Source organism: Sphingobium fluminis (assembly GCF_037723805.1).
Lineage (GTDB): Bacteria > Pseudomonadota > Alphaproteobacteria > Sphingomonadales > Sphingomonadaceae > Sphingobium.
In genome coordinates, this window is sequence record NZ_JBBJUK010000003.1 from 294,390 (window position 1) to 308,063 (window position 13,674).

General features: G+C 64.0%; 15 protein-coding genes. 12 read left to right on the forward strand and 3 right to left on the reverse strand.

Going from position 1 to position 13,674, the window contains the following annotated elements; translation table 11 throughout:
- Positions 1-539 precede the first annotated feature (539 nt).
- Positions 540-902 (forward strand): UrcA family protein, encoded by a 363-nt coding sequence (locus WG907_RS10755; RefSeq protein WP_340232770.1) that lies wholly within the window; start codon positions 540-542, stop codon positions 900-902.
- Positions 903-1,138: 236 nt separating this feature from the next.
- Here WG907_RS10755 and WG907_RS10760 read toward each other — a convergent pair whose 3' ends face one another.
- Together WG907_RS10760 and WG907_RS10765 are read right to left on the reverse strand one after the other, a co-directional pair.
- Complete coding sequence (locus tag WG907_RS10760; RefSeq protein WP_340232771.1) at positions 1,139-1,873, reverse strand: LytR/AlgR family response regulator transcription factor; 735 nt, start codon at positions 1,871-1,873, stop codon at positions 1,139-1,141.
- 2 nt (positions 1,874-1,875) lie between these two features.
- Positions 1,876-2,991 carry a sensor histidine kinase gene (locus WG907_RS10765; protein WP_340232772.1) on the reverse strand — a complete coding sequence of 372 codons (1,116 nt, stop codon included), beginning with the start codon at positions 2,989-2,991 and terminating at the stop codon, positions 1,876-1,878.
- 117 nt (positions 2,992-3,108) lie between these two features.
- Here WG907_RS10765 and WG907_RS10770 point away from each other — a divergent pair, with 117 nt between their 5' ends.
- The 5 genes from WG907_RS10770 to WG907_RS10790 all read left to right on the forward strand — a co-directional run bounded on the left by WG907_RS10770 (position 3,109) and on the right by WG907_RS10790 (position 7,460).
- Complete coding sequence (locus WG907_RS10770; protein WP_340232773.1) at positions 3,109-3,381, forward strand: hypothetical protein; 273 nt, start codon at positions 3,109-3,111, stop codon at positions 3,379-3,381.
- Between the two features lie 84 nt (positions 3,382-3,465).
- Complete coding sequence (locus WG907_RS10775) at positions 3,466-3,717, forward strand: hypothetical protein (protein ID WP_340232774.1); 252 nt, start codon at positions 3,466-3,468, stop codon at positions 3,715-3,717.
- A 61-nt stretch (positions 3,718-3,778) separates the two neighbouring features.
- The gene (locus WG907_RS10780; protein WP_340232775.1) at positions 3,779-4,156 is read left to right on the forward strand and encodes a winged helix-turn-helix domain-containing protein; all 378 of its coding nucleotides are present in this window, start codon (positions 3,779-3,781) and stop codon (positions 4,154-4,156) included.
- A gap of 119 nt (positions 4,157-4,275) precedes the next feature.
- A complete protein-coding gene (locus WG907_RS10785; protein ID WP_340232776.1) occupies positions 4,276-6,654 on the forward strand; it encodes a TonB-dependent receptor in 2,379 nt (792 codons plus the stop codon).
- A 257-nt stretch (positions 6,655-6,911) separates the two neighbouring features.
- The gene (locus tag WG907_RS10790; protein WP_340232777.1) at positions 6,912-7,460 is read left to right on the forward strand and encodes a hypothetical protein; all 549 of its coding nucleotides are present in this window, start codon (positions 6,912-6,914) and stop codon (positions 7,458-7,460) included.
- 97 nt (positions 7,461-7,557) lie between these two features.
- On the opposite strand, the gene WG907_RS10795 is transcribed toward WG907_RS10790, so the two are convergent.
- Entirely contained in the window at positions 7,558-8,412 is an 855-nt protein-coding gene (locus tag WG907_RS10795) for an SDR family oxidoreductase (RefSeq protein WP_340232778.1), read from the reverse strand.
- A gap of 214 nt (positions 8,413-8,626) precedes the next feature.
- On the opposite strand from WG907_RS10795, the gene WG907_RS10800 reads away from it, so the two are divergent.
- From WG907_RS10800 to WG907_RS10825, 6 genes are all read left to right on the forward strand, one after another.
- A complete protein-coding gene (locus WG907_RS10800; RefSeq protein WP_340232779.1) occupies positions 8,627-10,159 on the forward strand; it encodes a right-handed parallel beta-helix repeat-containing protein in 1,533 nt (510 codons plus the stop codon).
- A gap of 17 nt (positions 10,160-10,176) precedes the next feature.
- Positions 10,177-10,947, forward strand: coding sequence for an NUDIX hydrolase (locus tag WG907_RS10805; RefSeq protein ID WP_340232780.1), 771 nt, complete (start codon positions 10,177-10,179; stop codon positions 10,945-10,947).
- A gap of 147 nt (positions 10,948-11,094) precedes the next feature.
- Positions 11,095-12,141 (forward strand): COX15/CtaA family protein, encoded by a 1,047-nt coding sequence (locus WG907_RS10810; protein ID WP_340233042.1) that lies wholly within the window; start codon positions 11,095-11,097, stop codon positions 12,139-12,141.
- 131 nt (positions 12,142-12,272) lie between these two features.
- Positions 12,273-12,752, forward strand: a complete 480-nt coding sequence (gene rplM, locus WG907_RS10815) for a 50S ribosomal protein L13 (RefSeq protein WP_340232781.1) — start codon at positions 12,273-12,275, stop codon at positions 12,750-12,752.
- Positions 12,752-13,297 carry a 30S ribosomal protein S9 gene (gene rpsI / locus WG907_RS10820; RefSeq protein ID WP_340232782.1) on the forward strand — a complete coding sequence of 182 codons (546 nt, stop codon included), beginning with the start codon at positions 12,752-12,754 and terminating at the stop codon, positions 13,295-13,297. The genes rplM and rpsI overlap by 1 nt, the downstream gene beginning before the upstream one ends.
- Before the next feature lie 164 nt (positions 13,298-13,461).
- A complete protein-coding gene (locus WG907_RS10825; protein WP_340232783.1) occupies positions 13,462-13,644 on the forward strand; it encodes a CsbD family protein in 183 nt (60 codons plus the stop codon).
- Positions 13,645-13,674 lie beyond the last annotated feature (30 nt).

The window sequence follows — 13,674 nt, forward strand, 5'->3', positions numbered from 1 at the left end:
CCCGGCGAGGGCGGATCGTCGAACATCGGATGGTCCGCGGCGAGGATGCTGGTAATTCCGGAGGGAGGCCAGGAGTGGCGACACGCATGACGGCTGGACCGTCGGCAACGCACCGATCCTGATGTCCCCCCGATCCCGGAGCGCCCGACTGCGTCCTGGATACGCCCCCGGCAGCTCCCTTGCGCCGGGGGCGTTTTTGCGTCGCGCGCCGTTGCCAATCACACCGCATTCCCCTACGGCACCGCCGGTGAGAGGGGGGCTATCGGGGGATGGGAACGTCAATTATCGCGCCGTTCGTCGGCGCCAGTCAGCCATTCATCGCCCCATGTGTCGTTGGCCGATCGATGCCGCCGTCGATCGAAGCGCGCAGGCGCGTCACACCGCCGCACCCTAAAAGGGGCGGGCAGAAGGCGCGGTCGGCATTCCCGTTTCATCCTTCCGCATCCGTCAGGCCGCCCGTTGGTGGGCAGCAGGCCGGTTATTCAAAAATCCCGGTCCGATAGATCCCGGTCATAACAATCGAAGTGAGGAGACCCATCATGTTCAGCCCCGTCAATAGCTTCATCAAGCCCATCGTCATCCTGGGCGCCTGTGCGCTGTTGCCGCTTTCCGCGGCCTCGGCCGCCGGCACGGATGCATTCGAATCCAATGGCAGGACCATGGACGTGCGCTATGGCGACCTCAATCTGGCCAGCAAGGCGGATCAGGCGACGCTGCGCAGCCGGCTCATCAAGGCAAGCTGGAAGGTTTGTTCGGGTGAGACCGCGCACGTCGTCGAGAAGTGCCGCTCCGCTGCCTTGGCCCATGTGCGCGCGCCGGTCGCCGCCGCGATCGCCAGCGCCGAGCGAGGCGACCAGCTTGCCCGCACGGGCGGTGAAACGAAGGTTGCAATCGCGCGCTGACAGGCGAGCGATCGCGACGAAGAGGGGATGGCGATGAGCCGTCCCCTTTTTCGTTCGCGGCCCTGTGATCGGGCATGGATGATGTCAGGTCGATCGTCTTCGTGCTGGGGGCTGGGCCTGGAGTCGCCGGGCGCAGTTCTTTGGGACTCCTGGTCCCCGGCTTGCGCCGGGGACCAACAGGTATGTTGAGGCCAAAGGCTTTGGCGCCGTAGCGAAGCTTTCCATTGAAAATGGCCCTAGCGGCCCGTCATCGCCCGCGCATTGGCGAGGAAGGTGCGGCCGATGCGGATTTCGCCGCCACCTTGGAGGCATGCGAACCATACGCCGCTGCCATCATGGCGCAGCCGGTCGATATGATCGCGCCGGACGATATGCGAACGATGCAGGCGCACGAACAGATGCGGGTCGAGCCGGGTTTCGAGCGCGCTGATCGTCTGGTGCAGCAAATAGCTGTGGCGACCGACATGGAGCCGCATATAATCGCGCTCCGCCTCTATCCGGTCGATCTGGCCGGCGGCGATGCGCACCAGTTCAGACCGGTGCGGCACCCAGAATTCCTCCGCCCACGCGGGTTCGGCCGTCGGCGCGCTCGCATGATCGACGCTGCGCAGGGCGGCTTCGGCCCGGTCGACGGCGCGCGCCAGTCGATCGTGGGAAACAGGCTTGAGCAGATAGTCCACCGCCGCCAGATCGAACGCCTCGACCGCGAAGCCTTCGAAGGCGGTGACGAAGATGATGGCCGGACGGATGCCCATCCGGCCGATCGCGCGGGCGACGCCGATGCCGTCGAGCAGCGGCATCGCGATATCGAGCAGCAGCAGGTCGGGGCGCAGCCCCTCGACCAGCCGCAGCGCGGCCTCGCCATCGCTCGCGGTGCCGGCCAGGGCGATGCGCGGTTCGCGGGCGCACAGCATCTGCAGGCGCTCGACGGCGAGCGGTTCGTCATCGACGATCATGGTGCGGATGGTCATGTTCAGCAGCCCCGGCGAATGATGGGCAGGGTCAGGCGCACGGCATAGCCGCCGCCGGGGCGCGGGCCATGGTCGATCAGGCCGGCCTCGCCAAAGCGCGCATGCAGGCGGTCGCGGACATTGGCGAGGCCGATGCCGCTGCCGCCATCGGCCACGCCGGGAGGCGGCTGGTCGCCATCGTCGGTGACGCTCAGATGCAGCAAACCATCCTCCTCGCGCGCCGCGATGGTGATGCGCACGGCGCTGGAGGTGCGCGAGACGCCATATTTGATCGCGTTTTCGACGAGCGGCTGAAGGATGAGGCCGGGCACGCAGGCGTCGAGCAACGCGTCGGGAATGTCGATGCGGGTGGTCAACCGATCGGGGAAGCGGACGCCTTCGATATCGAGATAGAGGGTCTGGAGATGAACCTCCTCCTCCAGTGGCACATCGTCGAGCGGGTCGCCGGTCAGGCTGGTGCGATAGAAATTGGAGAGCGAGAGGATCATCTGTTCGGCTTCGTCGCGCCGATCCTTCATCACGAGCGAGGACAGGGAGTTGAGCGTGTTGAACAGGAAATGCGGGTTCACCTGATAGCGCAGCGATCGCAGTTCGGCCTGTTGTGCCGCGCGCTCCAGCCTGGCGGCGCGGCGTTCGGTGCGCTGTGCTTCATGGGCGTAGGACAAAGCGAGATACAGGCCGGCCCAGGCGGACAGGAAGAAATAGCGGCCGATGGCGTCTTCGGCGATCTGCATCAGGGCGAACCCCTCTTCGCTCGCAGATTTCTTATAGTCCGCGTCGGGGAAGATGCCTGCCGGGTCGTAGATGTTGAAGATGGTGAAATTGGCGGCCGCCGTCGCGATCGCGAAAGGCGCAGCGAGCGAGAAGGCGGCGATAACCCGCACGATCAGCCGCTGACGATCGAAACGGCGCAGGGCGAGGTAGAATATCCAGGTGACGACGACGCCGATCGCAGTGACGATCGCGCGGCGGACCGCCATCTCCCCCTGTGCCCCAAAGCCCATCACGGCCGCGCGCAGGGTGATGAGGATGGCGTAGAAGAACCAGAAACCGAGGATCGAATAGAGCGCGACGGTGGGCGGGACGCCGCGTTCGTCGTCGGGAGAAAGGCTGGTCATGTCCCGCTTCTACGCGAGGGGGCGACCGGTGTCGCCCCTGTGCGGCAGGCGTCCGTCGAACCGGATCGTCCGTTGGTCGAGAGCGCGCGGGAACCGGCGCACAGGGACAGTCGTTGAATGATCGTCACGCTGCTGCACCAGTCAGTTTCAGCCAGTCAGTTTCAGGAGAGACTAATGACCGACAAAACCGAGATCAAGCCTAACTCCCGCGAGGAAGCCGCCGAGAGCGAACGCCCGACCGATGCGCAGGACCATGCGGTGACGACGGAAGAGAAGCTGGAAGAGGGATTGATGGATTCGATGGATGCGTCGGATCCGCCCTGCGCCACCGCGCCCGGCGACCATGGCGACCCGGTGCCTTCATCCGGTTTCAAAGAAGAGCATGAATAGCGTTGTTCCGGGAATCATGATATTTCAGGATAGGACGGGTGAGTATGGTCAATCCCATGCAGCCGCCAAGAAGGAGCCTGATATATGCCGACATCCGCCACGCCCGCGATCGAACGCATAGCCCGCGTTCTGGCTGGTCGCCAGTTGAGCCTCAATGGCGGCGGCAGTGATCCCCATGCGGCGGGCGCGGTCGACGCGGCCTGGCCTGCCCATGTCGACGACGCCTATGCGATATTGCATACTTTGCGCGAGCCCGATGCGGATATGGCGCAAGCGGGTGACGTGGCCGTGTGGCGCAGCATGATCGGCGCGGTGCTGGAGCGGCGCGCAGTCTGACCAGCCTGTTCTGGCGCGGGTCATGGTTGGCGCGTGCGCGGGACGATGGCATAGGTACGCGATGAGCGGCGGTCCGACGATCAAGATCAAGGTGCAGATATACTGTGGCGATCAGATCGCCATGGGACCGGGCAAAGCCGACCTTCTCGATGCTATCGCGCTGGAAGGGTCGATCTCCGCCGCCGGACGCAAGCTGCATATGAGCTATCGACGCTGCTGGTTGCTGGTCGATGTCATGAACCGCTGCTGGACCGGGCCACTGGTATCGACCAATAGCGCCGGCGCGCGGCTGACCGAGCTTGGGGTCGATATTTTGCGCCATTACAGGGCTTTGCAAGGCAGCGTCGGCGATGCCGCCACTGGTGGGAAAGCCATGCTGACGGCGGTGTTGCGCGAGGCCCCTTTGCCGGTCCAGAGCGAGGCGGCACATTCCATCTGAGAAATAGCCCCCTGTCGGTCAGCGAGAAGAAACATCCATCGCTATATCCGATTGTATATAGCGAATCTGACGGCATATCGCTATCGCGCCCCAAATCGGCTTTGGGGGGATTTATCATGATGAGCGGCGCTGCACTGCGGGCAGGCATGGTTTTCGGTTTCGTCGCGCTGTCCGCCCTTGCCCATGCCGCACCCGACGCGAGCGCGCCTGAGGGCAATGCCGGGCCGATCATCGTGACGGCGCGGTTACGGGCTGAGGATGCGCAAAAGGTGCCGGCGGCGCTGACCGTCATCGGCGCGGAGACGATCGAACGCACCTATACGGTCAATACCAATCAGTTGAGCCAGCTTGCGCCCGCGCTCAATTACTCGTCCGCCAATCCGCGCAACACCGCCTTCACCATAAGGGGGCTGGGATCGAGCGTGGTCGCGGTGAGCCAGGCCAATGACGGGCTTGAGCCGGGCGTGGGTTTTTATGTCGACGGCGTCTATCATGCGCGGCCCGCAACGGCGGCGTTCGACTTCACCGATATCGAGCGGATCGAAGTGCTGCGCGGGCCGCAGGGGACCTTGTTCGGCAAGAATACGACCGCAGGCGCGATCAATATTCTCAGCAAGGCCCCGCGCTTCGACTTCGCGGCGGACGCCGAGCTTTCCTATGGCAGCCGCGATTTGGTGCAGGCCAAGGCGTCGGTGAGCGGACCGATCGCGGGCGACGTGCTGGCGTTCCGGTTGTCTGGATCGGTGACGCGGCAGGATGGCACTATCGACAATATCCGCCGCGACGAGCGCCAGAATGACATCCACAACGACGCCTTGCGAGGACAGCTTCTCTATCAGCCGAGCAGCGATTTTTCACTGCGGCTGATCGGCGACTGGTCGAATTTCAGGAATGACTGTTGCGCGCAGATATTCGTGCGGGTCGCGCCGACGCTCAAGCCCGCCGTCCAGCGCTATGCGGCGCTGGCCGCCAATGCGCCGGGCGGGGCTTATACACCGCCGAGCCGCAATCCCTATGACCGGGTGACGGACAATGACGCGCCGCTCGGTGTGGACACGCAGGAGGGCGGCGCATCGGCGATGGCGCAGTGGCAGACGGGCGGCGTGGTGCTGACGTCCATCTCGGCGTGGCGCTTTTGGAAATGGGATGCGGCGAACGACCGCGACTATGCCGGGCTGCATATCCAGACGACGCAGCATATCCCTTCCCGGCAGGACCAATATAGTCAGGAGTTCCGCATCGCGTCGGCTGAACCTGGCAAGATCGATTATCTCGCGGGCCTTTATTATTTCCAGCAGAAGATCGTCGGCCATCCGATCAGCATCTATGGACCGCTCGCCACCTACTGGTTGCTGCCCGCCGGTCGCCCGGCCGGTCTGCTGGATGGCTATCAGACCAATGGCACGACCGATTTCCGGTCGACCAGCTATGGCATATTCGGCGAGGTGACCTGGCGACCGGCTCCGCGTCTCGCGATCACCGGCGGCATTCGCTACACCTATGAGGAGAAGGACGGGCGGTACGACGTGACCGCGTCCGGCGGACTGACCACGGGGCTGACCCCGTCGCTGATCGCCGACAAGGCCAGCATCCTGCGCAGCCAGTCCTATGCCGCGCATCTGGGCGATGGCAGCGCATCGGGCCGGGTCAATATCGCCTATGAGTCGACCGAGAATATCATGGCCTATGCCAGCGCGGCGAAGGGACAGAAATCGGGCGGCATCAACATGTCGGGCCTGCCGGTCTATCCTGCGGGCGTGCCCGGCCATGCCAATGGCGACCCGATCCTGAACACAGTGACGGTGCGGCCCGAAAAGAACATGACCTATGAGGCGGGTGTCAAGACGAGTTGGCTGGACGGCGCGCTGACGTTCAATGTCGACGCCTATTATACGCGAGTGAAGGATTTTCAGGCGAACGTCGTCGACAGCGCGGCGGTGGTCGCGTTGCGCAGCTATCTCGCCAATATTCCCAAGGTGACGGTCAAGGGCGTCGAGTTCGACGCGGCGGCGCGGGTCGGCGATTTTCTGACGCTGCGGGCGGCGGGCGCCTATGCGCGCGGCACCTATAGCGACTATCCCGCCGGGCCATGCCCGATCGAGCGGACCGGCGCTGGGACGGCAGCGTGCGACCTGACCGGGCAACGCACGCCGGGCCTGCCGCGCTGGGCTGGCTCTGCCGGGGGTGAGGTGCATGCGCCGCTCGCGATGGCCGGGGGTGGCCAGGCGTTCCTGCGCGCGGACGCGGTGACGCGGACGAAGACCGGGGACGCATCGGGATCGGCCTATATGATCATCAGGGGCTATACGCTGGTCAATGGCAGCATCGGCTATCGCACGCCGCGCTGGGAACTGGCGGTGTTCGCGCGCAACCTGTTCGACAAGGATTATATGCAGAACCTGACCGTTCAGGCGGGCAATAGCGGGCTGATCGTGGGCACGCCGAGCGACCCGCGCACGATCGGCGTGACGTTGCGGGCGAAGCTTGGAGTGGAGTGATTCATCATCCCATTGCGCTGGGCGGTGCGACATATCCTTCGATACGCCACTTCGACTTCGCTCAGCGGCTACTCAGGACGAACGGTGGTGGGTTTCCAACCTGCTAAACGCCTCGTCGCATTTCATAAAAGTTTCATGTTGCACTGCACAAAGAAATCTGTTCCCTTGTGAATGGCGGTGGAACAGGCGCTTAAGCTTTCCGTAACCATGTTGAGCGCATGTTGTGTCGATCGACTTACAGTCGGAGGAACCGAGCAATGGGCACGAGTGCAAAACCAGCGGACGGGCAAGTGACCCTGGCTGAGTTACGGGAGTTCGCCAGTTTTCCCGCTGCCACGCAGCGCTATATCCGCCGGTCGCTCGACATCGGCCTGCACCGGCGCGACGCGATGAAATTATGGTCCCGCGACATGGTGGAGGAAGCCAGCATCCGGGCGCAGGCGCGCATCTACGGTCGGCTGGACGACATCAAATTGCATGTGCCCGACGATAGCGGCCTGGAACAGGTGGAACCGTTCATGGTGCCGCTGGTCACGATCTCCGCCTTCGATCTGGGTCAGGACCGGCTGGGCAGTTTTTCGTCCTATCGCTTCCTGTACGAACGGCTGATCGGCGCGGGGGCGCGGCCATGGTTGCCGGGGGCATTCTGCGCGGCGGCGAGCCTGCCCCATCTCCATCCCGACAAGCGCCGGCTGCTGTTGCAGTCGATCAGCGAGGCGGCGGCGACGGCGGCAGGCTGGTCCAACCGCGAGCCGACCTTCTATCCCGAATGGGTGGAGAAGGTGGATCTGAGCAAGGCCAACTGAGCGTTTGAAGGGCGCGCCGTTCGGGGAGACGGGCGCTTTTCAATGTGAAGGGGCGTGGCGTCCCGCAAGACGCGCCACGCCCCTTTTTCTGTAGACCTCACCCGTTGACGATCGTGCCGCCATTGGGGTGGAGCACCTGTCCGGACATATAGCTCGCATCGTCGCAGGCGAGGAAGAGGAAGGCGGGGGCGACTTCATTGGGCTGGCCGGGCCGGCCCATCGGGGTCGATTCGCCGAAATGTTCGAGTTTTTCAGGTGACGCGCCGCCGAAGGGATTCAACGGCGTCCAGATCGGGCCGGGCGCGACGGCGTTGACGCGAATGCCGTCCTTGACGAGATTTTCCGACAGGCTGCGGGTGAAGGCGGTGATCGCGCCCTTCGTGCTCGAATAGTCAAGCAGTTCCGACGCGCCCTGATACATGGTGACCGAGGTGCAGTTGACGATCGCCGCGCCTTTTTTGAGGTGCGGACGCGCGGCCTGCGTCAGGAAAAACATGCCGAAGATATTGGTCTGGAAGGTCCGCCGAAGCTGGTCTTCGGTGATGTCGACAATATCCTTGTCGGGATGCTGCTCGCCTGCATTATTGACGAGGATGTCCAGCCGCCCGAAGCGATCGATGACCTGGGCCACGGCATCGTCGCAGAAGGATTTGACGCCGATGTCGCCGGCGATGGCGAGCGCCTGACGGCCTTCGCCCTCGACGATCTGCGCAGTTTTGCGGGCGTCGTCATGTTCGCACAGATAGAGGATCGCGATATCGGCGCCTTCGCGCGCGTAAAGCGCGGCGACCGCACGGCCGATGCCGCTGTCCGCGCCGGTGATGAGCGCCACCTTGCCGGCGAGCCGTCCCGATCCGGGAAAGCGGGGTTGCCATTCGGGCTTGGGTTCCAGCGCGGATTCATGGCCGGGCAGGGCGTCCTCGTGAATCATGTCCTCGTGACTGGCGGGCATTGATGATCTCCTTCACTCCCCCTAACGCGTCCTGGCGGCAGGGGTTCAGTGGCGAAGGCATATGGCTTCAGCGGTGGTTAACCTGCCTGTCCGCACTATAATGCAGGTTATCGAGCGGCCATTTATTGGTGGAAGAAGCAAGGTCCCCAGCATCAGGGTGTTTATGCAATTTAATTCGCTGTTGTTTTCCTTATTTCGGCTGTCGCGCCAAGTGATGTCGCCCCTGTTACTCGGTCTTGTCATGCTGTCCGCCGGCTTTTCCGCTGCGGCACTGGCGGAGACCTATTATGTCGATGCGAACAAGGGCGACGATGCGGGCAGCGGTACGTCGCCCGACCGGCCATGGCGATCGCTGGCGCGGGTGCGCGATTTTCCGCTGAGGCCCGGCGACCGCGTCCTGCTGACCGCCGGCTCGGTCTGGAAGGAGCCGCTGACGCTGACCCGTTCGGGTCGCGCGAACGCGCCCATCATCGTCGGCGCGACCGGCGCCGGGCCACGCCCCCGGATCGATGCCGGCGGCGTGTCACCCCATGCCGTCGGGCTATTCAACGCCGAATATGTCGCCATCAGCGGGCTGGAGGTGACCAATGACGGCCCGCCGGCGGGGCCGCGTTTCGGCGTGCTGGTTTCGGCGGAAAACAGGGGCGTGACGCGTGGTATAAGGGTGAGCGATTTCTATGTTCACGATGTGCGCGGAACCAATGACCGCAAGGATAATGGCGGGATCTTGTTTCGGGCGACGGGGCCAAAGCTTGCCACGCGCTTCCATGACCTCATCATCGAACGCAACATCATCTGGCGGGTCGACCGGTCGGGTATCGCCGGGATCAGCGACCGGGTTTCGGCCGCCAACTGGTTTCCGAGCGAAAAACTGGTGATCCGCGACAATTTTCTGGAGGATATCGGCGGCGACGGCATCGTGCCGCGCGGCACAGACGGCGCGCTGGTCGAACATAATATCGTGCGGCAGGCGGGCAGCCGCGCGCCCGGCTATAATGCGGGCATCTGGCAGTGGAGCACCGATAGCAGCCTGATCCAGCTCAATGAATCGGCTTTTACCCGGACGCGCTATGACGGGCAGGGGTTCGATTCCGACTTCAACAGCCGACGCACCACGATCATGTATAATTATAGCCATGACAATGCGGGCGGCTTCCTGCTGATCTGTTCGCCCCGCTATAATGAGAAGGACAATCTGGGGAATCGCGGCACGGTGGCGCGGTTCAACGTCAGCCGCAATGACGGTTCGCGCATATTCCAGCTGTCGGGCAATGTGTCGGATGCGCTGGTGGAAAAGAATGTCGTCCATGTCGGCAAGGCCAAGGATGTGCAGATGGTCGTCGCGACGGAGTGGGACGGATGGGCGCGCGACGTGCGGTTCCACGACAATGCGCTCAAGGTGGCCGGGACGGCGCGCTATGGTCATGAGATCGGGCGCAACGGGCCGGATTATCTCATCGCGGCAGGCTTCGCCCCGGCCGCCTATATCCGGTTCAAGGGCAACAGCTATCTTGGCCGTCACATCGATCTGCCCGAGGATAAGGACGGGCTGGTGGTGCCTGATTATAAGGAGGTCGTGACAGACTGGCAGGCGCCGGCTTTCGATCCGGCGCGCCCGGATGGATTTGCGGCGTTTCTGGGCCGGCATCGCGCATGGATGCTGATGATGTTGCAGCGCGAGCTGGGGGAAGTGGTGAAGCTGGCGCAGCCGCGCCGGGTGTCGATGTTCGAAGCGAGGCCGAGATGACGGGAATGGAAACGGACATGGAAACCTCCACGGATCAGGGGCGGCCGGCGGCGACGATCGTGATCGTGCGCGACCGGGCGGAGGGACCGGCCGAAATCCTGATGATGGAGCGCGCGGCGACCATGGTCTTTGCCGCCGGCGCGATCGTCTTTCCCGGCGGGGGCGTCGACGATAGCGACCGCGCGATGGCCGCGGCGTTTGCGGATGCCTATGAACTCGACGAGGCGGCGGCGCGGATCGCGGCCATTCGCGAAACGCTGGAGGAATGTGGGCTGGGCGTGGGGCTGACCGGGCCGGTCGATGCCGACTCGCTGGCGGAGATCCGCGCGGGGCTGGCGGCGGGTGGATCGCTGGGCGATCTGCTGGGCGCGCATGGTCTGGCTCTCGCGCTCGATCAGCTTGTGCCCTTCGCCCGCTGGCATCCGGCGAAGGGGGAGAAGATGATGCGCGTCTACGACGCCCGCTTCTACCTCGCTCGCGCGCCACAGGCGCAGGTGGCGAGCGCGGACACATCCGAGAATGTGGCGCTGTTCTGGTGCAGCGCCGCGGACATGCTGTCGCGCTTCGAGGCGGGGCTGCACCACATCATCTTCCCGACCCGGCGCAATCTGGAAAGGCTGGCGCAGTTCGACCGGTTCGAACAGATCGCCGCCCATGCGCAGGCGATTCCCGTGGAAAAGGTGCGGCCCTGGATCGAGGAGCGCGACGGCGAGCGGTTCCTGTGCATTCCGTCGCATCTGGGCTATCCCGTCATCACGGAGCCGCTGGAGGGGATCGCGCGCTTTTAGGCGGGCATTTCGGGCTCCATCCGACCAAAATCTTCTAAGCGGTCGTTTTTGCGGGTGAACCTCGATTGATCCCCGGTCTTGCGCATGGACGATTTGTCCATGGCTGCGGCTCTTGAATCGCTGGCGCAGGCGGCGCATGAGCCGGGCATGATCGCTGCCCTCCGTCGCCCCGCCAGCCGAGACACCCGGCCCGTCGCCATCGCCCGCTGGCTGCTCGTCGCGGCAGCCATGGTGTTCGCGATGGTCGTGGTAGGCGGCATCACCCGGCTGACAGAATCGGGCCTGTCGATCACGCAGTGGAAGCCGATCGCCGGCGCCATTCCCCCGCTGACCCATGCGCAGTGGATGGAGGCTTTCCAGGACTATCAGCACATTCCCGAATATCAGCAGATCAACCGGGGCATGAGCCTGTCCGATTTCCAGTTCATCTTTTTCTGGGAATGGCTGCACCGGCTGATCGGCCGGCTGATCGGCGTGGTGTTCGCGCTGCCGCTCATATGGTTCGCGTGGAAGCGGGCTATCCCCGTGGGCTATGGCCCGCGTCTTGTGGCGCTGCTCGCGCTCGGCGGATTGCAGGGTGCGATCGGCTGGTGGATGGTGAAATCGGGCCTGTCGATGCGCACCGATGTCAGCCATTACCGGCTGGCCGTGCATCTGCTGACCGCGCTGTTCATCATGGGCGGTCTGATCTGGACCGCGCTCGACCTGTTCGCGCTCGCGCGGGACCGGGGCGCGCGGCCGGCTAGGATGACCGCTTTCGCGCTCGCCGCCTTGCTCGTGCTGCTCGTGCAGCTGATGTTCGGCGCGTTCACCGCTGGGCTCGACGCAGGCTATGTGTCGAACACATGGCCGCTGATGAACGACCATCTGGTGCCAGATGGCATAGCGTGGGCCGGGTCGATGTGGGCGACGCTTTCGTCCGATCCCTATCTCGTCCACTTCATCCATCGTTGGTGGGCATGGGTCGCGGCGGCGATGCTGATCCTGCTTGCGCGTCGGGCGAAGCGCGTGGGCGCGCGCGGGCCGTCGATCGCCATCAACGCGGCGGTGGGCGGCCAGATCATTCTCGGCATCGCGACGGTACTGAGCGGCATCGCTTTGCCGCTGGCGGCGCTGCATCAGGCGGTCGGCGCGCTGGTGGTGGCGAGCGCCACCTGGGGCGCGCATGCGGTGGGAACCCACCGATCTCGGTGAGTGGTATTATTTTACCCGTCAGGAATCGCGCCGAATCTCTTGACTTGAGTGGCCTTGCCCGTCATTAGCCCCCATCTTCCGGTTGCCCATGAGGGTGTCCGGTTCATATTTCATTCTGGAGAATTGGCACCATGAAGGCGCTGATGAAGACCACGAAGTCGGCAAACCCGACGACCGTGGATAAGAAATGGGTGCTGATCGACGCGGAAGGCCTCGTCGTGGGCCGACTCGCTTCGACCGTTGCGAACATATTGCGCGGCAAGCACAAGACCAGCTTCACGCCCCATGTCGATTGCGGTGACAATGTCATCATCGTCAATGCGGGCAAGGTGAAGTTCACCGGCAAGAAGCTGACCGACAAGGTGTACTATAAGCACACCGGCTATGCCGGCGGCATCAAGGAAACGACGCCCGCCAAGATTTTGGAAGGCCGTTTCCCCGAGCGCGTTCTGGAAAAAGCCATCGAGCGCATGATTCCCCGTGGTCCGCTGGGCCGCCAGCAGATGCGCAACCTGCGCGTTTTCGCTGGGCCTGAGCATCCGCATGAAGCGCAGAGCCCCGAAGTCATCGACTTCGCGTCGCGCAACCGCAAGAACAAGGTGGGTGCATAATGTCCGATAACCGCCAGTCCCTGTCCGACCTCGCCAGCCTGACGAGCGAAGCCGCCGCCGCGCCTGTCGCAGCGCCTGCCGTCGCCGATGAAGTCTCCGCCGCGCCGATCGCGCCGCCGGTTTCGACCATGCCGCTGCGTCCGCAGGAAATCGATGGCCTCGGCCGCGCCTATGCCACCGGCCGCCGCAAGGACGCCGTGGCCCGCGTCTGGGTGAAGCCCGGCACCGGCAAGGTCACGGTCAATGGCCGCGATCAGGAAATCTATTTCGCCCGTCCGACGCTGCGACTGGTGCTGAACCAGCCCTTCACCGTCACCGAGCGGACCGGCCAGTATGACGTGATCGCCACCGTCAAGGGCGGCGGGCTTTCGGGCCAGGCCGGCGCGGTCAAGCATGGCATCGCCCAGGCGCTGACCAAATATGAGCCGGCGCTGCGCGGCGCGGTCAAGGCCGAAGGCTTCCTGACCCGCGACAGCCGCACGGTCGAGCGCAAGAAGTACGGCAAGGCGAAGGCGCGCAAGAGCTTCCAGTTCTCGAAGCGCTGATCCTTCTTTCATCGATATGCGAAAGGGGCCGGTTTTCCGGCCCCTTTTTCCTTGCGCTATCCAGGCTTACGGCAATTTAATCCGTTACGCCTTCGAACCGGTGGCAACCCTCTCGCCTCTGTCTCGTTTTTAACATGCGATAACGACGCGAAGGAGTTTAGATCATGGGTGAATTTACCGACAAGGTGAAGGCCGCCGGCAACAAGGCCGCAGGCGCCGTCAAGGACGCCATTGGCGAACACACCAACAATCCGGAACTTGAGGCAGAGGGCGAAGCCCAGAAGGCCAAGGGCACGGCCCAAGACGTCAAGGGTTCGGTCAAGGGCGCGCTCGGCGACAAGATCTGATCACGGCTCTCAGCCGGTATTGAAAGCCTC